Source organism: Janthinobacterium sp. BJB304, assembly GCF_002735765.1.
Taxonomy (GTDB): Bacteria; Pseudomonadota; Gammaproteobacteria; order Burkholderiales; family Burkholderiaceae_D; genus Janthinobacterium.
Genome location: NZ_PDZN01000001.1, coordinates 253,696 through 276,885, shown reverse-complemented (window position 1 = coordinate 276,885; position 23,190 = coordinate 253,696). Strand labels below are relative to the sequence as shown.

At 64.6% G+C, this 23,190-nt stretch carries 19 protein-coding genes; 16 read left to right on the top strand and 3 right to left on the bottom strand.

Annotation, left to right across the window (positions count from 1 at the left end; all coding sequences use genetic code 11):
* The first annotated feature begins 41 nt into the window (after nt 1-41).
* Both CSQ95_RS01265 and CSQ95_RS01260 read left to right on the top strand, forming a co-directional pair.
* Nucleotides 42-1,553 (top strand): polyamine aminopropyltransferase, encoded by a 1,512-nt coding sequence (locus CSQ95_RS01265; RefSeq protein ID WP_099408159.1) that lies wholly within the window; start codon nt 42-44, stop codon nt 1,551-1,553.
* A complete protein-coding gene (locus CSQ95_RS01260) occupies nt 1,553-3,184 on the top strand; it encodes an NAD(P)-binding protein (RefSeq protein ID WP_099408158.1) in 1,632 nt (543 codons plus the stop codon). Before CSQ95_RS01265 ends, CSQ95_RS01260 begins: the two co-directional genes overlap by 1 nt.
* A gap of 49 nt (nt 3,185-3,233) precedes the next feature.
* On the opposite strand, the gene mmsB is transcribed toward CSQ95_RS01260, so the two are convergent.
* From mmsB to chvE, 3 genes are all read right to left on the bottom strand, one after another.
* Entirely contained in the window at nt 3,234-4,439 is a 1,206-nt protein-coding gene (mmsB, locus tag CSQ95_RS01255; RefSeq protein ID WP_099408157.1) for a multiple monosaccharide ABC transporter permease, read from the bottom strand.
* Nucleotides 4,429-5,970, bottom strand: coding sequence for a multiple monosaccharide ABC transporter ATP-binding protein (gene mmsA, locus CSQ95_RS01250; RefSeq protein WP_099408156.1), 1,542 nt, complete (start codon nt 5,968-5,970; stop codon nt 4,429-4,431). The genes mmsB and mmsA overlap by 11 nt, the downstream gene beginning before the upstream one ends.
* Nucleotides 5,971-6,083: 113 nt before the next feature.
* A complete protein-coding gene (gene chvE / locus CSQ95_RS01245; RefSeq protein WP_223278970.1) occupies nt 6,084-7,106 on the bottom strand; it encodes a multiple monosaccharide ABC transporter substrate-binding protein in 1,023 nt (340 codons plus the stop codon).
* Between the two features lie 429 nt (nt 7,107-7,535).
* On the opposite strand from chvE, the gene CSQ95_RS01240 reads away from it, so the two are divergent.
* From CSQ95_RS01240 to CSQ95_RS01175, 14 genes are all read left to right on the top strand, one after another.
* Entirely contained in the window at nt 7,536-8,696 is a 1,161-nt protein-coding gene (locus CSQ95_RS01240; protein ID WP_099408155.1) for a fumarylacetoacetate hydrolase family protein, read from the top strand.
* 168 nt (nt 8,697-8,864) lie between these two features.
* On the top strand, nt 8,865-9,632 hold the full coding sequence (locus CSQ95_RS01235) for an SDR family NAD(P)-dependent oxidoreductase (protein ID WP_099408154.1): 768 nt from the start codon (nt 8,865-8,867) through the stop codon (nt 9,630-9,632).
* The gene (locus tag CSQ95_RS01230; protein WP_099408153.1) at nt 9,629-11,416 is read left to right on the top strand and encodes an IlvD/Edd family dehydratase; all 1,788 of its coding nucleotides are present in this window, start codon (nt 9,629-9,631) and stop codon (nt 11,414-11,416) included. The genes CSQ95_RS01235 and CSQ95_RS01230 overlap by 4 nt, the downstream gene beginning before the upstream one ends.
* A gap of 153 nt (nt 11,417-11,569) precedes the next feature.
* Nucleotides 11,570-12,544: a D-xylose ABC transporter substrate-binding protein gene (gene xylF / locus CSQ95_RS01225; RefSeq protein WP_099408268.1), complete on the top strand. Its 975-nt coding sequence runs from the start codon at nt 11,570-11,572 to the stop codon at nt 12,542-12,544.
* A gap of 145 nt (nt 12,545-12,689) precedes the next feature.
* On the top strand, nt 12,690-14,267 hold the full coding sequence (gene xylG, locus CSQ95_RS01220; RefSeq protein ID WP_099408152.1) for a D-xylose ABC transporter ATP-binding protein: 1,578 nt from the start codon (nt 12,690-12,692) through the stop codon (nt 14,265-14,267).
* The gene (locus CSQ95_RS01215) at nt 14,264-15,406 is read left to right on the top strand and encodes a sugar ABC transporter permease (protein WP_099408151.1); all 1,143 of its coding nucleotides are present in this window, start codon (nt 14,264-14,266) and stop codon (nt 15,404-15,406) included. Before xylG ends, CSQ95_RS01215 begins: the two co-directional genes overlap by 4 nt.
* 67 nt (nt 15,407-15,473) lie before the next feature.
* On the top strand, nt 15,474-16,673 hold the full coding sequence (locus tag CSQ95_RS01210) for a DNA-binding transcriptional regulator (protein WP_099408150.1): 1,200 nt from the start codon (nt 15,474-15,476) through the stop codon (nt 16,671-16,673).
* Nucleotides 16,670-17,443: a hypothetical protein gene (locus tag CSQ95_RS01205; protein ID WP_099408149.1), complete on the top strand. Its 774-nt coding sequence runs from the start codon at nt 16,670-16,672 to the stop codon at nt 17,441-17,443. The genes CSQ95_RS01210 and CSQ95_RS01205 overlap by 4 nt, the downstream gene beginning before the upstream one ends.
* A gap of 84 nt (nt 17,444-17,527) precedes the next feature.
* Nucleotides 17,528-18,541, top strand: a complete 1,014-nt coding sequence (locus CSQ95_RS01200) for a 2-dehydro-3-deoxygalactonokinase (protein ID WP_099408148.1) — start codon at nt 17,528-17,530, stop codon at nt 18,539-18,541.
* Nucleotides 18,538-20,268 (top strand): L-arabinonate dehydratase, encoded by a 1,731-nt coding sequence (gene araD / locus CSQ95_RS01195; RefSeq protein ID WP_099408147.1) that lies wholly within the window; start codon nt 18,538-18,540, stop codon nt 20,266-20,268. Before CSQ95_RS01200 ends, araD begins: the two co-directional genes overlap by 4 nt.
* Before the next feature lie 14 nt (nt 20,269-20,282).
* On the top strand, nt 20,283-21,176 hold the full coding sequence (locus tag CSQ95_RS01190; protein ID WP_099408146.1) for an SMP-30/gluconolactonase/LRE family protein: 894 nt from the start codon (nt 20,283-20,285) through the stop codon (nt 21,174-21,176).
* Nucleotides 21,177-21,189: 13 nt separating this feature from the next.
* Nucleotides 21,190-21,843 (top strand): bifunctional 2-keto-4-hydroxyglutarate aldolase/2-keto-3-deoxy-6-phosphogluconate aldolase, encoded by a 654-nt coding sequence (locus CSQ95_RS01185; protein WP_099408145.1) that lies wholly within the window; start codon nt 21,190-21,192, stop codon nt 21,841-21,843.
* Nucleotides 21,844-21,907: 64 nt separating this feature from the next.
* A complete protein-coding gene (locus CSQ95_RS01180) occupies nt 21,908-22,330 on the top strand; it encodes a CoA-binding protein (RefSeq protein ID WP_099408144.1) in 423 nt (140 codons plus the stop codon).
* The gene (locus CSQ95_RS01175) at nt 22,327-23,169 is read left to right on the top strand and encodes a PPK2 family polyphosphate kinase (RefSeq protein ID WP_099408143.1); all 843 of its coding nucleotides are present in this window, start codon (nt 22,327-22,329) and stop codon (nt 23,167-23,169) included. Before CSQ95_RS01180 ends, CSQ95_RS01175 begins: the two co-directional genes overlap by 4 nt.
* Nucleotides 23,170-23,190 lie beyond the last annotated feature (21 nt).

Below are 23,190 nucleotides of genomic sequence, written 5' to 3'. Positions count from 1 at the left end.
ATTTGATAACGTCAACGCATATTAGAACAAAAAAAAGTCCAATGAACAAAAAGATTCTGATTTTGTCCGTCTTCGTGGTCGCCTCCTGCGGCCTCGCGTATGAACTGATCGCCGGCGCCATGTCCAGCTACCTGCTCGGCGATTCGATCCTGCAGTTTTCCACCATCATCGGCTGCTACCTGTTTGCCATGGGGGTAGGCGCCCACTTTTCCAAGTATGTGCGGGACGACGACGTGCTCTCGCGCTTCGTCGACATCGAGCTGGCCGTGGGCCTGATCGGCGGCCTGTCGGCCGCCATCCTGTTCATGACGTTTTCGTGGATGGCCGCGCCCTTTCGGACCTTATTGTATGTGATGGTGTTCCTGATCGGCGCACTGGTCGGCATGGAAGTGCCGCTGGTGATGCGCGCCCTGAACTCGCGCCAGACGGAGTTTTCCGAGCTGGTCAGCCGCGTGCTCACCTTCGATTACCTGGGTGCGCTGGCCGTCTCCCTGCTGTTTCCGCTGGTGCTGTCGCCCTACCTGGGCCTGGTGCGCACGGGCTTTTTGTTCGGCATGCTCAACGTGGGCGTGGGCCTGTGGACGATTTACGTGTTCCGCGCGGAGCTGAAGAACCTCACGGGGCGCTTCCTGCGCGCCTGCGCCGTGATGCTGGTGCTGGTCGCCGGCTTTGCCATGTCCGACCGCATGGTGGCCTGGGGCGAGCACGGCCTGTTCGGCGACCAGATCGTGTATTCCACCACGACGCCTTACCAGCGCCTGGTGATCACGCGCTGGAAGGACGATACGCGGCTGTACATCAACGGCAATCTGCAGTTTTCCTCGCGCGACGAGTACCGCTACCACGAGGCGCTGGTGCACCCCGTGCTCGAAGCGCTGCCGTGGGCGCGCCGCGTGCTGGTGCTGGGCGGCGGCGATGGCCTGGCGCTGCGCGAAATCCTCCGTTATCCACAGATCGAACACGTCACCGTGGTCGACCTCGATCCTGCCATGACGGCCGCGTTTACCACGCGCCCGGAACTGGCAAAGTTAAATAACAACTCGTTCTCGGACAAGCGCGTCACCGTCGTCAATGCCGATGCCGCCGTCTGGCTGCGCAACAACGGCGACATGTTCGACGCGGCCATCGTCGATTTCCCCGATCCGTCCAGCTTCGCGCTCGGCAAACTGTACTCGGTGCCGTTCTACGACCTGGTGAAAAAGCATCTGGCGGCCAAGGGACTGATGGTGGTGCAATCGACGTCGCCGTTCTTTGCCCCGCACGCCTACTGGACCATCAATTCGACCCTGCGCGAAGTGGGCATGCGCACCTGGCCCTACCACGCCTACGTGCCTTCGTTCGGCGAATGGGGTTTTATCCTTGCCTCGCCCCAGCTCGACTACGCACCGCCGACGAAATACCGCCTGCCGATGCGCTACCTGAATGCGGACACCACGCGCGAGATGTTCATCTTCCCGCCCGACATGCAGCCGCTGCCCATGGCGCCGAACCGCTTGAATACCCAGTCGCTCGTGCATGAATTCGAGCAGGACTGGAACCGGGTGATCCGCTGATGCAGCGCCGCTCCTTCATGCTGTGGGCCGCCGGCGGCACGGCGGCGGCAGCCGCTGGCATCGGCAGCATCGCCGCGTATCTGCGCTGGCAGGAAATCACGCCGACAGTGCTGTATCCGGGCCGCAACGAGGGGCATTATTTGCGCAAGCTGCTGCGCGAGGGCACGGCGCTGCCGCCGCCTGCACGCACCTTGACGACCGACGTGGCCATCCTCGGCTCCGGCATCGCGGGCCTGACGGCCGCCTGGCGCCTGAACAAGCTGGGGCACCAGGATTTTCTCATGATCGATGGCCCGCAGCCGTATGGCAACGCGGCCGGCGGCCACTTCGGCGACCTCGCTTATCCGACCGGTGGCCATTACCTGCCGTTGCCGTCGCCCGAATCGACCCATGTGCGCGAGATCCTGTTCGACCTGGGGATCATCGAGCGCGATCCGCAGGCGGAAAAGCCGACTTACGACGAGCGCTACATTCTGCACGCGCCGGAAGAGCGATTGCTGTTCAACGGCCAGTGGCAGGACGGCTTCATTCCCACCGAAGGCGTCTCTGCCGAAGAACTGGCGCAGCATGAGCGCTTCTTTGCCGAGGTGCGGCGTTTGCGCCAGGCGCATGGCAACGATGGCAAGCGCGTGTTTGTCTTTCCTACCGTGGAATCGTCGCAGGATCCGGCCTGGCAGGCGCTCGACACCATCACCTTGAAGCAGTGGATGGAGCGCGAAGGCTATACCTCGCCCACCCTGCACTGGTATCTGAATTACTGCTGCCGCGACGATTACGGCACGCGCTACGACCAGGTCTCGGCCTGGGCCGGCCTGCATTACTACTGCAGCCGCTGGGGCCAGGCGGCCAATGCCGGCAATGGCGCCTGGCTGACCTGGCCGGGCGGCATGCAGCCGGTCGCCACGGCCATGGAACAGGCGTCCAAGGTCCGGCGCCACGCGGGCACGGTGGTTTCCCTCACGACGACGGCCAACGGCGTGGAAGCGCTGTGCCTGGAACTGGTCGACGGCCAGCCGCGCACCTACCTGGTCAAGGCGCGCAAGGCCATCTGCGCCATGCCGTTGTACGTGGCGGCGCGCGTGGTGAAGAACATCGCCGAGTATGGCTTCGACGCGAAACGCGATACGCCCGCGTATGCGCCATGGCTGGTGGCGAATTTTTTACTGAAACGCTTTCCCGAGGAACTGCCGCATGCGCCCCTGTGCTGGGACAACGTGGTGTACCAGGAGCCGGGCCTCGGCTATGTCGTCTCGACGCACCAGGACATCCGCGTGCGCCCGCCCGAGAAAACCGTCTTCAGCGCCTACGTGGCCCTGTCCGACCGCACGCCGCAGCAAGCGCGCAAGTGGCTCGACACGGCCAGCCCCGAAGAACTGCTGGCGCTGGCCAGCGTCGATTTAAAGACGGCGTATGGACGCGATTTTGCCAGCTCCGTCGAGCGCGTCGACATCACCGTACGCGGCCACGCCATGGCGGCGCCCTTGCCGGGATTTCGCAGCAACGTCGGCCTGAAGGCCTTGCGCGAGCACGACGGCGCCATCCTGTTCGCGCATGCGGATTTGTCAGGCTTTTCCGTGTTCGAGGAAGCGGCATGGTGGGGGGATAGGGCTGCGCGCTTAGCTGCCGCATAAAAAAGACCGGCGCGAACGCCGGCCAGAGCCCCCTAAGGCTCGAACCGGTCTACTTGTTCTTGTTGATCACGTCGATGAACACGGCCGCCAGCAGCACCAGGCCCTTGATCACCTGCTGGTAATCGATGCCGATGCCCATGATGGACATGCCGTTGTTCATCACGCCCATGATGAAGGCGCCGATGACGGCTCCCATCACCTTGCCCACGCCGCCCGAGGCCGAGGCGCCGCCGATGAAGCAGGCGGCGATCACGTCCAGCTCGAAACCTGTGCCCGCCTTCGGCGTGGCCGTGTTCAGGCGCGCCGCGAAGATCAGGCCGGCCAGCGCGGCCAGCATGCCCATGTTGACGAAGGTGTAGAAGCTGACCCGTTCCGTCTTGATGCCCGACAGGCGCGCCGCCTTTTCGTTGCCGCCCACGGCGTACACGCGGCGGCCCAGCACGGTGCGGTTGGTGATGAAGGTGTAGGCGACGATGAGCAGCGACATCACGGCCAGCACGTTGGGAAAGCCGCGGTACGACGCCAGCAGGTAGCTGAAATACACCATCACAGCCGCGAAGATGGCGTTTTTCAGCAGGAAGAAGGCGCGCGGCTCGTTTTCCATGCCGTGTTTCAGTTGTTTGGCGCGGCTGCGCAGCGAGGTGACGATCAGCGCCGCGGCGGCGATCACGCCCAGCAGCAGCGACAGGCCGCGCAGGTTGTCGCCGCCGAACGGGTCGGGCAGGAAGCCGGAACTGAGCATCTGGAAGCCTTCCGGGAAGGGACCGACCGACTGGCCTGCCAGCAGCGCCAGGGTCAGGCCCTTGAACACCAGCATGCCGGCCAGGGTGACGATGAAGGACGGGATTTTAAAGAAGGCGACGAAATAGCCTTGCGCGCCGCCGATGACGGCACCGGCCAGCAGGCAGAGGATGCTGGCGGCGACAAAATGCATGTGGTAGTTGACGATCAGGACGGCGGCCAGCGCGCCGACGAAGCCGACCACCGAGCCGACGGACAAATCGATATGGCCGGCCACGATGACCATCAGCATGCCCAGCGCCATGATGACGATGTAGCTGTTTTGCAGCACCAGGTTAGTCAGGTTCAGCGGCTGCATCAGGGTGCCGTCCGTCATGTACTGGAAAAAGCCCATGATGACGATCAGCGAGAGCAGCATGCCGTAGTCGCGCATATTGTTTTTCAGGAAGCCGGCATAGCTTTTCGCTTGCGGCGCGGCCGCTGCCGGCGCGCCTGCTGTCAGTTTATTGTCCATTGTTTTCTCCGTGTGTAACGATCGCGCGCATGATGCGTTCCTGCGATGCTTCTGCCGCGCTCAGTTCTGCCGCGAAGCGGCCTTCGTTCATGACATAGATCCGGTCGCACATGCCCAGCAATTCCGGCATTTCCGAGGAAATCATGATGATGCATTTGCCTTCGGCGGCCAGCTCGCTGATGATGCTGTAGATCTCGTACTTGGCGCCCACGTCGATGCCGCGGCTCGGTTCATCGAGGATCAGCACGTCGGGGCGCGAAAACAGCCATTTCGCCAGCACCACTTTCTGCTGGTTGCCGCCGGACAGGTTGACCACCTTCTGCGCCACGCTCGAGCAACGGGTCTTGAGCTTGCGGCGGAACTCCTGGGCCACGCCGAATTCACGCTGCTCGTCGATCACCATGTGCCGCGAAATCGCGTCCAGGTTGGCCAGGCTGGTGTTCTTCTGGATGTCTTCCTCGAGGATCAGGCCCAGGCCCTTGCGGTCTTCCGTGACATAGGCGAGGCCGTGCGCGATCGCCTTGCCGATGGTGCTGACGTCGATCTCCTGGCCATGCTTGAGCACCGTGCCGCTGATGCGCTGGCCGTAGGCGCGGCCGAACAGGCTCATCGCCAGTTCCGTGCGCCCGGAGCCCATCAGGCCGGCGATGCCGATGATCTCGCCCTTTTTTGCGTGCATATTGATGCCTTTGATGACGGGGCGATCGGCATGCTCGGGATGGAAGACGCGCCAGTCGCGTACTTCGAAAATGGTCTCGCCGATGGTGGGCGTGCGCGGCGGATAGCGGTCCGCCATCTCGCGCCCGACCATTTTTTCGATGATGCGGTCTTCGCTGACGGGCTCCGTGCGGCAGTCGAAACTGTCGACCGTGTTCCCGTCGCGCAGCACCGTGATGGCATCGGCGACCCGTGAAATTTCATTGAGCTTGTGCGAGATCAGGATCGAGGCGATGCCCTGGGCTTTCAGGCCCAGCAGCAGGTCGAGCAGGGCCGCGCTGTCGCTTTCGTTCAGGCTGGCCGTCGGCTCGTCGAGGATCAGCAGCTTGACGTCCTTGCACAGCGCCTTGGCGATCTCGATCAGCTGCTGCTTGCCCACGCCCAGGTTGGTGATCAGGGTGTCGGGGGACTCCTTCAGGCCGACTTTCTGCAGCAGGTCGCGCGTCTTCGCTTGCGCGTATTCCCAGTCGATGACGCCCATGCGGGACGGCTCGTTGCCGAGAAAGATATTCTCGGCGATCGACAGCTGGGGCACCAGCGCCAGTTCCTGGTGGATGATGATGATGCCGATTTCTTCGCTGTCCTTGATGCCGCGGAAGTGCCGCGTCTGGCCCAGGTAATCGATGTCGCCCGTATAGCTGCCATGGCCGTAGACGCCGCTCAGCACTTTCATCAGCGTGGATTTGCCGGCGCCGTTTTCGCCGACGATGGCGTGGATCTCGCCGCTGCGCACCCGCAGGTTGACATTGTCGAGCGCAACGACGCCCGGGAATGTTTTGCGTATCCCGCGCATTTCCAGGATAGTGTTCGTCATATAACCTCTCTGGCACGGCCGCGCTGGTGGGCAGCGGTCGTGCGGCAGTCTTGTTCTTGATCGTGCGTGAAGCGAAAGGCCCGGCAGTGCCGGGCCTTCAGTACCTTGGATGCTTATTTCACTTGCGCTTCCGTGTAGTAGCCGCTGCCGGTGACGAGCACCTGCTTCCAGTTCGCCTTGTCGACGGTGACCGGTTTCAGCAGGTAGGACGGCACGACTTTCACGCCGTTGTTATAGGTCTTGGTATCGTTGACGGTCGGCGTCTTGCCGCTCATCATCGCGTCGACCATGTTCGCCGTCACCTTGGCCAGTTCGCGCGTGTCCTTGAACACGGTCGATGCCTGTTCGCCGCGGATGATCGATTTCACCGACGGAATTTCCGCATCCTGGCCCGTCACGACGGGGAACGGCTGTTTCGGCGTGCCGTAGCCGACGCCCTTGAGCGAAGACAGGATGCCGATGCTTAAGCCGTCATACGGCGACAGCACCGCGTCGACTCTCGCATTGCCGTAGTAGGCGCTGAGCAGGTTGTCCATGCGGGCCTGTGCCACGGCGCCGTCCCAGCGCAGGGTGGCGACCTTTTCCATGCCCATCTGCTTCGAGCGCACCACCAGCTTGCCGCTGTCGATGTACGGTTTCAGGACCGACAGCGCGCCGTTGTAGAAGAAGTGCGCATTGTTGTCGTCGGCCGAGCCGCCGAACAGTTCGATATTGAACGGACCCTTGCCTTCCTTGAGTTTCAGCGCCGATTCGATATAGCCCGCTTGCAGCACGCCGACCTGGAAGTTGTCGAAGGTGGCGTAGTAATCGATGTTTTTCGTGCCGCGGATCAGACGGTCATACGAAATGACCTTGATGCCCTTGTCGGCCGCCTTTTGCAGCACGTTCGACAAGGTGGTGCCGTCGATGGCGGCGATCACCAGCACCTTGGCGCCCTTGGTGATCATGTTTTCCACCTGCGCCAGCTGGTTCGGGATATCGTCGTCGGCAAACTGCAAGTCCGTCTTGTAGCCGCGCTCCTTGAATACCTTGACCATGTTGTCGCCGTCGGCGATCCAGCGCATGGACGACTTGGTCGGCATCGAGATGCCGATCGCGCCCTTGTCTGCGGCGCTTGCCACGGGCATTACCGCCATGCCGGAGATGGCCAGCGCCAGGCTCGCGGTCAGCATTTTCATTGTTGTTTTCATTTCAGGTCTCCACCGTCTTCGATAGTTGAATGTGCCAGGGCCGTCGTCCAGCGGGCGGGCTCCGTGCGAATGGCCGATTGCGGGCCACGGCTGATACTAGTTTGTCCATCCATCCCTCACCAATCACTTTTTTCGCATAGCCGATATCCAAAACGATATCGATAGGCCAATTGATGCAATGCGCCATAGTGCCGCTTCCCGCCTGCGGACAGGGCGGGAGCGCAGGCCGGGCGGCGGCTTTTTTTGGTGCGCTGCAATACCAATAATCATCATTCAATTTGGTGATTTTCGTAATTGCGGCGACACAGGGCGGCGCGCAGAATCGGTCCGAACTTGAAGACCAGCCATCCCGTCACGACCTTTTGAAAGCTTGCCATGCAGCCGATTTCCCCCGCCTCCCTGTTGCCCGCCGACCTGGCGCAGGCTCTCCTCATCGGCCGCATCTGGCGTGACGGCCCCTGCGTCGTCGCCGTGCGCGGCGGCGAGGTGGTCGACATCACGCAGACGGTAGCGACGGTGGCCGAGCTGTTCGAACGCGGCGATGCGCTCGATATCGCCCGCCATGCGCCCGGCACTGCGCTCGGCTCCGTGCAGGCGCTGCTGGAGCAGGCGCTGGCCGCGCCGGCCGGCGAGCCTTTGCTGCTGGCGCCGTGCGACCTGCAGGCCGTCAAGGCCTGCGGCGTGACCTTCGCCGTCAGCCTGCTCGAACGGGTGATCGAGGAACAGGCGGGCGGCGACGCGGCGCGCGCGGCAAGCTTGCGCGCCGCGCTGCAAACGACGCTGGGCGGCGACTTGTCCGCATTAAAACCCGGCTCGGAGGCGGCGCAGCGCCTGAAACAGCAGCTGCAGCAGCGCGGCGCCTGGTCGCAATACATGGAAGTGGGCATCGGCCCCGACGCGGAAGTGTTTACCAAGGCGCAGCCGATGTCGTCGGTGGGCTGCGGCGCGCAGGTGGGCTTGCTGCCATCGTCCGCCTGGAACAACCCCGAGCCCGAGATCGTCCTGGCCGTCAACAGCCGCGGCGAGGTGCTGGGAGCGACCCTGGGCAACGACGTCAACCTGCGCGACATCGAAGGGCGCAGCGCCCTCTTGCTGGGCAAGGCCAAGGATAACAACGGTTCCTGCGCCATCGGCCCCTTCATCCGCCTGTTCGACGAACACTTCACGCTCGACACCGTGCGCCAGGCGGAAGTGTCGCTGCTGATCGAGGGCGCGGACGACGGCTTTGTGCTCGAAGGCGCCAGCTTCATGCGCGAGATCAGCCGCGATCCGCTCGACCTGGTGCGCCAGACGGCAGGCCAGTACCACCAGTATCCGGACGGCTTCATGCTGTTCCTGGGCACCATGTTCTCGCCCGTGAAGGACCGCGGCGCGCAGGGCGGCGGCTTCACGCACCACCTAGGCGACCGCGTGACGATTGCCAGCGCCGCGCTGGGCGCGCTGGTCAACGAAGTGCAGCGCTGCGATGCGATTGCCCCCTGGACGTTCGGCGTGCGCGCGCTGTACCAGAACCTGGCCCGCCGCGGTTTGCTTTAATTATTTATTAACTTCGAACGTTTAACAAAACCGTAGCGAGCGGATGAGAGTTGTGGCTGAGAAGCGGAGCTGTGCGCATGCACGGGGACGCCGAGTCAGTGAGCATCGGAGGCCGCAAATCTCGACGCGCAGTAGGTTTGGTTAAGCGTTCCTAAAAAGAGAGATAACATGCAGCATGCAATCTATCCCAGCCTGGCAGGCCAGCGCGTCGTCATCACGGGCGGCGGCACCGGCATCGGCGTGGCCATCGTCGAGGCGTTCGCGCGCCAGGGCGCCCACGTCACCTTCCTCGACATCGCCCGCGAGGCGTCGCTGGCGCTGCAGGAAAAGCTGGCGCACCTGGCGCAGCCGCCCGTTTTCCGCTATTGCGACCTGACGGACCTGGCAGCCCTGGCCGCCACCTTCGCCGAGATTGAACACAGCGCGGGCGCCACGGATATCCTCGTCAACAACGCGGCCAATGACGACCGCCACCAGCTGCAGGACGTCACGCCCGCCTACTGGGACGAGCGCATGGCCGTCAACCTGCGCCACCAGTATTTCTGCGCCCAGGCAGTGGCGCCGGGCATGCGCGCCAAGGGCAGCGGCGTGATCCTCAACCTGGGCTCGATTTCCTGGCACCTGGCGCAGGCAAACCTGTCGATCTACATGACGGCGAAAGCCGGCATCGAAGGGCTGACGCGCGGCCTGGCGCGCGACCTGGGTGCCGACGGCATCCGCGTCAACTGCATCATTCCCGGCGCCGTGCGCACGCCGCGCCAGGAGCGGCTGTGGCATACGCCGGAAGCGGAAGCCGTGATCCTGCAGGGACAATGCCTGCAACTGCGCGTGGAGCCGGAAGACGTGGCGGCGCTGGCGCTGTTCCTCGCGTCCGACAACGCCGCCAAGTGCGCCGGCCGCGAATACTATGTCGACGCAGGCTGGTACGGCGCATGAGTACCCCAGGCAACCGCCAGGCGCGGCGCTTCCGTTCGCAGGACTGGTTCGACAATCCCGATCACATCGACATGACGGCGCTGTACCTGGAGCGCTTCATGAACTACGGGATCACGGCCGAGGAACTGCGTTCGGGCCGGCCCATCATCGGCATCGCGCAAAGCGGCAGCGATATCAGTCCCTGCAACCGCATCCACCTGGAGCTGGCCCAGCGCGTGCGCGACGGCATCCGCGACGCGGGCGGCATCCCGATGGAATTCCCGCTGCACCCGATCTTCGAGAACTGCCGCCGTCCCACGGCCGCGCTGGACCGCAACCTCGCGTATCTGGGCCTGGTGGAAATCCTGCATGGCTATCCGATCGACGCCGTGGTGCTGACGACGGGCTGCGACAAGACCACGCCGGCGCAATTGATGGCCGGCGCCACGGTGGACATTCCCGCCATCGTGCTGTCGGGCGGGCCCATGCTCGACGGCTGGATGGACGGCGAACTGGTCGGTTCCGGCGCGGCCATCTGGAAGGGCCGCCGCCAGCTGTCCGCCGGCTTGATCGACAACGACAAATTCCTGCAGATCGCCGCCGCCTCGGCGCCGTCGGCTGGCCACTGCAACACCATGGGCACGGCATCGACCATGAATGCGCTGGCCGAAGCGCTGGGCATGTCCCTGACGGGCTGCTCGGCCATCCCCGCGCCGTATCGCGAACGGGGCCAGATCGCCTATGCAACGGGGCGCCGCATCGTCGGCATGGCGCATGACGACGTGCGCCCGTCGAGCATCCTCACGCGCGAGGCCTTCCTGGACGCCATCATCGTCAACGCGGCCATCGGCGGCTCCACCAACGCCCAGCCGCACCTGATGGCCATGGCGCGCCATGCGGGCGTGGCATTGCATTCGAGCGACTGGATGGAACATGGCTACGACGTGCCACTGCTGTTGAACATGCAGCCGGCCGGGAAGTATCTGGGCGAGCGCTTCCACCGCGCCGGCGGCGTGCCGGCCGTGATGTGGGAGCTGCAGCAGGCGGGCCTGCTGCATGCGGACCGCTTGACGGTCACGGGCCAGAGCATGGCGGCCAACTTGCAAGGCCGGGAGAGCGCGGACCGCGAGATGATCCGCCCGTTTGCCGCGCCGCTGAAGGAAAAGGCTGGTTTCATGGCCTTGCAGGGCAACCTGTTCGACTTCGCCATCATGAAAACCAGCGTGATCTCGCCCGCCTTCCGCGAGCGCTACCTGTCGCGCCCTGGCAGCGAGGGCGTGTTCGAGGCGCGCGCCATCGTCTTTGACGGTTCAAGCGACTATCACGCGCGCATCAACGACCCGGCACTCAATATCGATGACAGCTGCATGCTGATCATGCGCGGCGCCGGCCCTGTCGGCTGGCCCGGTTCGGCCGAGGTGGTCAACATGCAGCCGCCCGACGCCTTGCTGAAGGCCGGCATTTTGAACCTGCCGACCCTGGGCGACGGGCGCCAGTCGGGCACCTCGGACAGCCCCTCGATCCTGAACGCGTCGCCGGAAAGCGCCGTCGGCGGCGGCCTGGCGCTGCTGCGCACGGGCGACATCATCCGCGTGGATTTAAGTGCGGGGCGCTGCGACATGCTGGTCGATAGTGCCGAACTGGCGCGCCGCGCGCAGGAGTTGCCGCCGCCCGTCAACGACAGCGCCACGCCGTGGCAGGAAATCTACCGCGCCAGCGTGGGCCAGCTGGAAACGGGCGCCTGCATGGAGCTGGCCCTGAAATACCGCGCCGTGGGCCAGACCCTGCCGCGCCACAACCATTAGCAGGCAGGTCGCGGTAGGTCGGGTTAGCGCTCCGCGCGTAACCCGACACCACCACAGACATAAAATTTTTCAGCAGTACCCGCAGTTCAAAAAACGTTGTTAATAAAATCCACAAGGAGACACACAATGAACAAGATCATCAGTGCAGCCATCATGACCGCCATGTTGGCATTGAGCAGCAGCGCCGCCCTGGCCGATGCGAAAAACCCGAAGATCGGCTTTTCCATCGACGATTTGCGCGTCGAGCGCTGGACGCGCGACCGCGACTTCTTCATCGCCGCCGCCGAAAAGCAGGGCGCCAAGGTCTTCGTGCAGTCGGCCGACGCCAGCGAACAGCGCCAGATTTCGCAGATCGAAAACCTGATCTCGCGCGGCGTGGACGTGCTGGTGATCGTGCCGTTCAACGCCACGGTGCTCAACAACACCGTCAAGGAAGCGAAAAAGGCCGGCATCAAGGTGCTGTCGTATGACCGCCTGATCCTGAACGCCGATATCGATGCGTATATCTCGTTCGACAACGAGAAAGTGGGAGAGATGCAGGCCGAAGGCGTGACCAGGCTGCAGCCGAAGGGCAATTACTATTTGCTGGGCGGTTCGCCGACCGACAACAACGCCAAGATGCTGCGCGAAGGCCAGATGAAGGTGCTCAAACCGTTCATCGACAAGGGCGATATCAAGATCGTCGGCCAGCAGTGGGTGAAGGACTGGAGCGCCACCGAAGCGCTGTCCATCGTGGAAAACGCGCTGACGGCCAACGGCAACAAGATCGACGCCATCGTGGCCTCGAACGACGGCACGGCCGGCGGCGCCATCCAGGCGCTGGCCGCGCAAAAACTGGCCGGCAAGGTGCCGGTCTCGGGCCAGGACGCCGATCTGGCGGCGGTCAAACGCGTCATCGCCGGCACGCAGTCGATGACCGTCTACAAACCCCTGAAAACCATCGCCGCCGAAGCGGCCAAGCTGGCCGTGCAACTGGCGCGCAATGAAAAGCCGGCCTATAACTCCAGCTATGACAACGGCCTGAAAAAAGTCAGCACGGTGCTGCTCAAACCCACGCCCTTGACCAAGGCGAACGTGAACATTCTCGTCGATGACGGTTTCTATACCAAGGCGCAGCTGGGTAATTAAGTCCCTCGAGAATATTGGACGTAGGTCGGATTAGCGCAGCGTAATCCGACATCCGCCAGCTCCGGAAAACGCTGGTGGTGGTGTCGGCTTACGCGCTGCGCGCTAATCTGACCTACTCCTTCCTGGTCAATGAATGTGAGCTCAGATGTCCGAATATCTGCTTGAAATGAAAGGCATCGTCAAACAGTTTGGCGGTGTCCGCGCGCTCGACGGCATCGACCTGCAGGTAAGGGCCGGCGAGTGCATCGGCTTGTGCGGCGAGAATGGCGCCGGCAAGTCGACCCTGATGAAGGTGCTGTCCGGCGTCTACCCGCACGGCACCTGGGATGGCGAGATCCTGTGGGATGGCCAGCCCCTGCGCGCGCAATCGATCCGCGACACGGAAGACGCGGGCATCATCATCATCCACCAGGAACTGATGCTGGTGCCGCAGTTGTCCGTGGCCGAGAATATCTTCATGGGCCGCGAGCTTACCCTGCCCGGCGGGCGCATGCATTACGCGGCCATGTACAAGCGCGCCGACGAACTGCTGCGCGAACTGAAAATTCCCGAACTGAACGTGGCGATGCCGGTCATGAACTATGGCGGCGGCCACCAGCAACTGGTGGAAATCGCCAAGGCGCTCAACAAGAACGCGCGCCTGCTGATCCTCGACGAGCCGTCGTCGTCGCTCACGGCCTCGGAAATCGCCGTGCTGCTCGATATCCTGCGCGCGCTGAAGGCCAAGGGCGTCACCTGCATCTATATTTCGCACAAGCTCGATGAGGTGGCCGCCATCTGCGACACCATCGTCGTCATCCGCGACGGCAAGCATATCGCCACCACGCCGATGGCGCAGATGAACGTCGAGCGCATCATCGCGCAAATGGTGGGCCGCGAAATGAGCCAGCTGTACCCGCAGCGCGCGCCGGAGAAAAAGGCGGCGATCGGCGAAGTGCTGTTCGAGGCGCGCCACGTAAGCTGCATCGATGCAGACAACCCGCAGCGCAAGCGGGTCGACGATGTGTCGTTCACCCTGCGAAAGGGCGAGATCCTCGGCATCGCCGGCCTGGTGGGGGCGGGGCGCACGGAGCTCGTCTCGGCCCTGTTCGGCGCCTATCAGGGGCCATGCCAGGCCGAAGTGTGGCTCGATGGCCGCCGTATCGACACTTCGTCTCCGCAAAAGGCCATCGCCATGGGCCTGGCCATGGTGCCGGAAGACCGCAAGCATCACGGCATCGTGCCCGACCTCGACGTGGGGCAGAACATCACCCTGGCCGTGCTGGAGGAATTTTCGCGCGCCACGCGCATCGATGGCGAGGCGGAATTGAAGGCCGTGCGCGGCGAGATCGCGCAGCTGGAACTGAAGGCGGCCAGCCCGTCGCTGCCCATTACGAGCCTGTCGGGCGGCAACCAGCAAAAGGCCGTGCTGGCCAAGATGCTGCTGACGCGCCCGCGCGTGCTGATCCTCGACGAACCCACGCGCGGCGTGGACGTGGGCGCCAAATATGAAATCTACAAACTGATGCTGGCGCTGGCCGACCGGGGCGTGGCCATCATCATGGTCTCGTCGGAACTGGCCGAAGTGCTGGGCGTGTCCGACCGCGTGCTGGTGATGGGCGAAGGCCGCCTGCGCGGCGACTTTATCAACGATGGCCTGAGCCAGGAAACCGTGCTGGCGGCGGCGCTGGACCAGCGCCCGGCGCCCGCCGTCAACACCGCAAACAAGGAACCCGCAGCATGAAACCGCACAGTATCAAACAGCTGTTCACCCAATACAAGATGCTGGCCCTGCTGATCGCCGTGGCGCTGATCTGGGCCTTCTTTTCATGGAAGACGGAGGGCAGCTTCCTCACGCCGCGCAACCTGTCGAACCTGCTGCGCCAGATGTCCGTCACCGGCATCCTCGCCTGCGGCATGGTGCTGGTGATTATCGCCGGCGAGATCGACCTGTCGATCGGCTCCCTGCTGGGGTTACTGGGAGGCATCGCCGCCGTGCTGGACGTCACGCAACACTGGCCGCTGGCGCTGAACCTGATGGCGGTGCTGGGCTGCGGCATGGTGATCGGCCTGCTCAACGGCTACCTGACGGCGTACCGGGGCATCCCGTCCTTCATCGTGGGCCTGGGCGGCATGCTCGCGTACCGCGGCATCCTGCTGGGCATCACGGGCGGCATCACGATCGCGCCCGTCTCCGAGCCGATGGTCTACCTGGGACAGGGCTACCTGCCCGCGGTGCCCGGCATCGTGCTGGGCATCGGCCTGTTCCTGCTGGCCGCTTTCCTGACGTGGCGCGCGCGCGCCAGCCGCGCCCAGCATGGCTTGCCGCAGACGGCGCCCTGGGCCGATGGCTTGCGTCTGGCCGTTATCGGCGCCGTGCTGTATGCCTTCGTGCAAACCCTGAACGGCTATGAAGGCATCCCGCTGCCCGTGCTGCTGCTGCTGGCCTTGCTGGGACTGTTCAGCTACATCACTAGCCAGACTGTGTTCGGCCGCCGCATCTACGCCGTGGGCAGCAATATGGAAGCGACGCGCCTGTCCGGCATCAATGTGAAAGCCGTCAAGCTGTGGATCTTTGGCATCATGGGCCTAATGTGCGCGCTCGCCGGCCTGATCAACACGGGCCGCCTGGCGGCCGGTTCGCCGTCGGCCGGCACCTTCAGCGAACTCGACGCCATTGCCGCCTGCTTCATCGGCGGCACCTCGATGCGCGGCGGCTCGGGCACCGTGTACGGCGCCCTGATCGGCGCGCTGGTCATGGCCAGCCTCGATAACGGCATGTCCATGCTGGACGTGGACACCTACTGGCAGATGATCGTGAAAGGCAGTATTCTGACCCTCGCCGTCTGGGTCGATGTCAGTACAAGGGCGGGACGCCGGTAAGACCGATGCGTGACCGGCAGCCAGGGACGAAAATACGTCCCGGCCGCCACATGGAGGAGACACCAGCATGAAGTTACCGACCGCGCACCGGATCGCGCTGCTGTTTAACGGGAATAAAATCTACGACCGCGACATCATCGCGGGCATCGCCGCCTACCTGAACACCACGCGCGTGTCGTGGGACCTGTTCCTGGAAGAGGATTTTCGCTGCCGCCTGCCCGGCATCGAGCGCTGGCAGGGCGACGGCATCATCGCCGATTTCGACGATCCCGCCGTCTGCGCGGCGCTGGCGCACAGCCGCCTGCCCGTGGTGGCCGTGGGCGGCTCGTATGCGCGCGAGGACGATTACCCGGCCGGCATCCCGTACGTGGCGACCGACAACTTCAAGATCGTCAAGCTGGCCTATGAACACCTGGTGGAAGCGGGCCTGAGCCGCTTTGCCTGTTTCAGCCTGCCCGAGGCCGATGTCAACCGCTGGGCGCAGGAGCGCGAAACGGCGTTTTGCGCCCTGATGGAGCGCGACCACATGCGCGCCGACGTGTACCGGGGCGTGGCCACCAGCGCGCCGTCGTGGGACGAAGCGGTGGAGCAGCAGATCGCCTGGCTCAACAGCCTGGAAAAACCCGTCGGCATCATCGCCGTGAGCGACGCGCGCGCGCGCCAGCTGCTGCAAGCGTGCATGCATGCGGGCATCGCCGTGCCGGAGCAAGTGGCCCTGATCGGCATCGACAACGACCCGCTGGCGCGCATGCTCACGCGCATTCCCTTGAGTTCCGTGATCCAGGGTACCGAGGAAATGGGCCGCACGGCCGCGCATTTGCTGCACCAGATGCTCAACGGCGCGCGCCTGTCCGGCACGCGCATCCTCGTGCCGCCGGCGGGCCTGAACGTGCTCGCGTCCACGCGCCACCAGCCCTTCCAGCATCCGCAGGTGATGCAGGCGCGCCACTTCATCCGCCAGTACGCCTGCCAGGGCATCAAGACGGAGCAGGTGGCCGATTACGTGGGCGTGTCGCGCTCCTCGCTCGAAGCGCACTTCCGTCACGAGCTGGGGCGCAGCGTGCACGACGAGATCCTGCATTTCAAGCTCGATGCGGCCAAGACCCTGCTGGCGCGCGGTCCGGGACAGGTGGCCGAGGTGGCCGTGCGTTGCGGCTTTACCACGGTGCAGTACATGCACGCCGTCTTCAAGCGCGAACTCGGCTGCACGCCGCGCGAATTCCAGCAGCGCAGCCGGCCACCGCCAGCCCCCGGGCAGGCGCCATGATGCATCTGCTGCGCAATGCGCGCGGCATGCGCGTGGCCATCGACGCGCACGATGCCAGCGTGCGGGCCTGGTGGGCGCCCGACCGTTATGGCCGCCTGGCCGACGTGCTGGGCGCCGCGCCCCCTGCGTGTCGGTCGTCCACGGTCTGGCAGTGCGCGCCGCCGGACGACGGCCGCTTGCTGCTGCACCTGGCGCACGACGGCCTGTCGGTGCGCCTGGCCTACCGGCTTGACGACGATGGCAGCCTGCACCTCGACTGCGCCGCCACGGCCGATACGGTTTCTCGTTTTGCGCTTGCCGCGCCCCGCTTCAATCTGCAGGGCGGCCGCGCTGCCGTGGGCGACCATGTGCTGCGCCTGGCGGCGGACCGTTACCGGCCTTGGCCCGGCGGCTGCGCGGGCGACGCTGCGCTCGACGTGGCGGGCAGCGCGTTTGACTTCCGCCAGCCGGCACCGCTCGCCTCACGCCTGGCCTGGCCCGCGCTGGCGCAGTCGGCGGGATTCCGGCATGACTTTTACTGGACGGGCAGCGGCCAGCTGCGCGAGGCGGCGCAGGTTGCCGACCCCGCTTCCGGCCGCGTCCTGCGTTTTTCCAGCACCCAGGACAGCTGCCATCTGTATTCCGATGCGCGCTGTTTTTCCCTGCTGGCGCAGGGCGTGCAATTGCAGCCCGGACAGGTGAGGCGGTTCCAGCTCGCCTACCGTTTGGGCGTGCAGGATATCGATGCGTTTGACATATCCGAACCGGTATCAATGATGTCAAATAAGTGATTGGTCAGATATGCGGGGCAGTTCTACCATGGGGTAGTTTTTTCCTCATTTATTTTTGCCCTTACCGACGCTGCGAACCTGCCCATGAACATACTCACCATCGATGCCGGCACCACCAATACGCGTACCTTGCTGTGGCGCGGCGGCGCCGTCGTCGCCCAGGCGCAGCTGGAAACGGGCGTGCGCAATACCGCCATCGATGGCCATAACGGCGCGCTGAAACAGGCGCTGCGCGACACCATCGCCAGCGTGCTGGCCAGCGCCGGCATCGCGCCGTCCGCCGTGGACCTGGCGCTCGCTTCGGGCATGATCAGTTCGCCCATGGGTGTGCAGGAAGTGCCGCATCTGCCGGCGCCTGCCGGCCTGGCCCAGCTGGCGCAAGGCATGCAGGCGGTGGACTTGCCTGACGTGCTGGCGCAGCCCCTGTGGCTGATTCCCGGCGTGCGCAACCAGCATGGCGCCGTCGGCCTGCATAACGTCGAAGCGATGGACATGATGCGCGGCGAAGAGACGGAAGTCGTCGCGCTGCTCGAGCGCCTGCAGTTGCGCGGCGCGGCGACCCTGATCATGCCCGGCTCGCATACCAAATTGATCAGCGTGGACGAGCAGCGCCGCATCCTCGGCTGCAGCACCACCATCGCTGGGGAACTGCTGCAGGCGATCACGCAGCACACCCTGATCAAGCAATCGGTCGATGGCGGTTTTGCCCAGACCCTGGTGCCGAAAATGCTGCTGGCCGGCGCGGCCGCGGCGCAAAAAACGGGGCTGGCGCGCGCCTGTTTCAGCGTGCGAACCCTGGGCCAGTTCAGCGCCATCGAATGCAATGAGCGGGCCAATTTCCTGATGGGCGCCGTCCTCAGCGGCGACCTGCTGGCGCTGCGCAACAGCACCGCCATCCAGATGCGGCCCGAAACGCCGCTCGTCATTACCGGCAAGCCCATGTTGCGCCAGGCGCTCGGGCTGCTGATCGAGGAACATGGATTTTTTTATGGCAAGCGCATCATCGTCGACGACCAGCAGCAAGACTATCTGGCCGGTCACGGTGCGCTGCTGATCGCCGCCGCGCGCGGCTTGATTTCCCCGCAGGAGACAGTATGAGCAGCAACAAGAACAAGCGTCCCTTGCGTTCGCAAGCGTGGTTTGGCGGCGACGACAAGGACAGTTTCATTCACCGCAGCTGGATGAAGAACCAGGGCTATCCCAGCGACGCTTTCGATGGCCGTCCCGTCATCGGCATCTGCAATACCTGGTCCGAACTGACGCCCTGCAATGGGCATTTCCGCGACCTGGCCGAGATGGTCAAGCGCGGCGTGCTCGAAGCGGGCGGCTTTCCCGTCGAATTTCCCGTCATGTCGCTGGGCGAGACGAATCTGCGCCCGACGGCCATGCTGTTCCGTAACCTGGCCAGCATGGATGTGGAAGAATCGATCCGCGCCAACCCCATCGACGGCGTGGTGCTGCTGACGGGCTGCGACAAGACGACCCCGGCCTTGCTGATGGGCGCGGCCAGCGTGGACTTGCCCACCATCGTGCTGTCTGGCGGCCCCATGCTGAACGGGAATTACCGGGGCAAGCCGATCGGCTCGGGCACGGACGTTTGGAAGTTTTCCGAAGACGTGCGCGCCGGGCGCATGACCTCAAACGAATTCAAGCAGGCCGAATCGTGCATGTCGCGCTCCGCCGGCCACTGCATGACCATGGGCACGGCATCGACCATGGCCAGCATGGTCGAAGCGCTTGGCGTGACCCTGCCCGGCAACGCGGCCATTCCCGCCGTCGATGCGCGCCGCAAGCTGCAGGCGCAGCTGACGGGCCGGCGCATCGTCGACATGGTGCATGAAGACCTGAAACTGTCGCAGATCCTCACGCGCGAAGCGTTTGAAAACGCCATCATGGTCAACGGCGCCATCGGCGGCTCGACCAATGCCGTGATCCACCTGCTGGCCATTGCCGGGCGCATCGGCGTGGACATGCGCCTGGGCGACTGGGACCGCCTGGGCCGCGACATTCCCTGTTTGCTGAACCTGATGCCGTCGGGCCAGTACCTGATGGAAGACTTTTACTATGCGGGCGGCTTGCCCGTGATCATCCGCGACCTGCTGGGAAAATTGCATGGCGGGGCGCTCACCGTCACGGGGGCGACCATGGCCGTCAACGTGGCCGAGGCGGAAAATTTCAATCCCGAAGTGATCACGCCGCTGGCGCAGCCATTCAAGGACGAGGGCGGCATCGCCATCCTGCAGGGCAACCTGGCCCCGCGCGGCGCCGTCATCAAGCCCTCGGCCGCGTCGCCCGAGCTGATGCAGCACCGTGGCCGCGCCGTCGTCTTCAACAGCATCGAGCATTACAAAAAGCGCGTCGACGATCCCGCGCTCGACATCGACGCCAGCTGTGTGATGGTGCTGCAAAATTGCGGCCCGCAGGGCTATCCGGGCATGGCCGAAGTGGGCAATATGGGATTGCCGAAAAAACTGCTGGAGCAGGGCGTGCGCGACATGGTGCGCATCTCGGACGCGCGCATGAGCGGCACGGCCTACGGCACGGTGGTGCTGCACGTGGCGCCGGAAGCGGCCGTGGGCGGGCCGCTGGCCCTGGTGCGCGATGGCGACATGATCGAACTGGACGTGGCGGGACGCCGTTTGCACCTGGACGTCGACGAAGCGGAGCTGGCGCGCCGGCGCGCCGAGTGGAGCGCGCCGCCTCCGGCCATGAAGGGCGGCTACCAGTCCATGTACATCAAGCACGTGACGCAGGCCGACGAAGGCGCGGATCTGGACTTCCTCGTCGGCTGCCGTGGTTCGGCAGTACCACGCGAATCTCACTGAAAGAAGGAATAGACATGGGAACACAGGCGCAATTACTGGTCGATGCGCAAAACTTCCTGGGCGAGGGTGTGCGCTGGTGCGAACGCAGCGGCCGCGTTTTCTGGACGAATATCGAAGGCTGCCAGCTGCATGCGCTGGTGCTGGCCACGGGGGAGCGCCAGCGCTGGGACATGCCCGAGCGCCTGGCGTGCTTCGCGCTGACGGACCGCGACGACATCCTGCTGCTGGGCCTGGCCTCGCGCCTGGCGTGGTTCGACGCGCGCAGCGGGGCCGTCACGCCCTTGCACGCAGTAGAGGCAGACTTGCCCATGACGCGCCTGAACGATGGCCGCTGCGACCGCCAGGGGCGCTTTGTCTTCGGCACGCTCGATGAACGCCCGTGCCGCGATGCGATCGCCAGCTTCTATCGCCTCAACCTGGACTTGAGCCTGGAACGGCTGCCGCTGCCGCAGATCGCCATCTCGAACAGCATCTGCTTCAGCGTCGATGGCACGGCCATGTATTTTTGCGATTCGATGAAGAAGGCGATCTACCGCTGGGATGATTACCTGGGCGGCGACGCCAGCCGGGTACAGGTGTTTGCCGTGCTCGATCCGGGGCCGGGCGCCGCCGATGGCGCTACCATCGATGCGGATGACCACTTGTGGAGCGCGCAGTGGGGCGCGGGCAGGGTCTTGCGCTTCGCGCCGGACGGCAGCGTCGAACGGGCGATAGCCTTGCCCGTCTCGCAGCCCAGCTGCGTCAGCCTGGGCGGCCCGCACTACGACGAATTGTTCGTCACCACGGCGCAGGAAAGCTTGACCCCGGCCCAGCTGGCGGGCGAACCGCTGGCCGGCGGATTGTTTCATGCGCGCCAGGTGGGCGTGCGCGGTTTGCCGGAAGTGCGCTTTGGCGCCCTGCCGGTCTGACAGGAGAGAGCAGATGCAAAAGCACTTGGTTTTCAATGGCATCCTCGAACGGGGCATGGTCGGTATCGTGCGCGCCGACTCGCCCGATGCGGCGCTGCAGATCGCCGAGGCGTGCATCGCCGGCGGCATCACGGCGCTGGAAGTGGCGTTCACCACGCCCGATACCCTGGGCGTGCTGCGCACCTTGCGCGAACGCCACGGCCATGACGTGCTGCTGGGCGCGGGCACGGTGCTCGATACGGAGACGGCGCGCGCCGCCATCCTGGCCGGCGCCCAGTTCATCATCTCGCCCGGCGTCAATGTGGATACCATTACGCTGTGCCAGCGCTATCAGGTGCTGGCCATGCCGGGGGCGATGACGCCGACGGAGATCGTCACGGCCTTGCAGGCGGGCGCCGACATCGTCAAGGTCTTCCCCGCCGAGATGTTCGGCCCCGCCTACATCAAGGCCTTGCGCGCCCCGTTGCCGCAAGCGCCGCTGATGCCGACTGGCGGCGTGACGGTGGAGAATCTGCATGCATGGTTTGCCAGCGGCGCCGTGGCCGTGGGCATCGGCAGCAGCCTCAGTGGCCCGGGCGCCACGGGAGATTACGCGGCCGTGACGGCGCGCGCGCAAGCTTTTGTCGCGCAGATGGCGGCCGTGCGGAGTTCCAGGTCTTCTGGATAGCTCCCTGTGCTGGATAATTCTGCTACGCTAGGCGGGCAATGTCGCACGCCTCATAGACCAGAATATGCCCAACATCGCCCGCATCCTGCAAGACAGCCGCATCATCGCCATCGTCGGCATGTCCGACAAGCCCGAACGCGCCAGCCATGAAGTGGCCGACTACCTGCTGCGGCATGGCTACCGCGTGCTGCCCGTCAATCCGGCCCTGGCCGGGCGCGACGTGCTGGGCCAGCGCGCCTATGCCACCTTGACGCAGGCCGCGGCGGCCGTGGCGCCGGCGCGCATCGACATCGTCGACTGCTTCCGCAAGCCGGCAGACATTCTGCCCATCGCCGAGGAAGCCATCGCCGTCAAGGCGGGCTGCCTGTGGCTGCAGCTCGACGTCATCAATGAAGAGGCGGCGCAGCTGGCGCGGGCGGCGGGCCTGGACGTGGTGATGGACCATTGCACAAAAATTGAGCACCGCAAGCTGGCGGTGGCGGCATGAAGGCGCGCACGCAATTTCGCGCCGGTAAGGGCTTCGACCTGAACGAGGAATTCGCCGGCAAGCGCCTGCTGGGCGCGGCCACCAAGGCGGCCAATAAAAAGCTGACGGCGGCCCAGTGCAAGGCCCTGGATCGCGAGGAAACCGTGGCGTTGACGGCGCAGATCGCCGAGTGCCAGAGCATGCTGTACGCGCAGCACAAGAAGAAGGTGCTGCTGGTCCTGCAGGGCATGGATACCTCGGGCAAGGATGGCACGGTGAAGGCCATCTTCAGCAATATCAACCCGATGGGCATCCGCGCCGTGGCGTTCAAGGGCCCCACCGATATCGAACTGGCGCACGACTACCTGTGGCGCGTGCACCAGCACGTGCCCGTCAAGGGCGAGATCGCCATCTTCAACCGCAGCCATTACGAGGATGTGCTGATCACGCGCGTGCAGGACATGATCGACAAGGCCGAATGCCGGCGCCGCTACGCGCAGATCCGCGATTTCGAGCGCATGCTGAGCGAAACGGGCACCGTCATCCTGAAAGTCTTCCTGCATATTTCGAAGGACGAGCAGCGGGGACGGCTGCAGGAGCGGCTCGACGATCCCGACCGCCAGTGGAAGTTCGATCCCAACGATATCGCCCAGCGCAAGAAGTGGGATGGCTACCAGCGCGCCTATGAAACGGCGATCCGCGAGACCGATGCCGATCACGCGCCGTGGTATGTGGTGCCATCGAATTCCAAGACGCAGCGCAACCTGGTGGTGGCCTCGCTGCTGCTGGAAACGCTGCAGGCCATGAAGCTCGAATATCCGGCGCCGGACCCGAAACTGTCGTCGTTCAAGGTCGAGTAAATACGCGGGCGATTCGGCTGT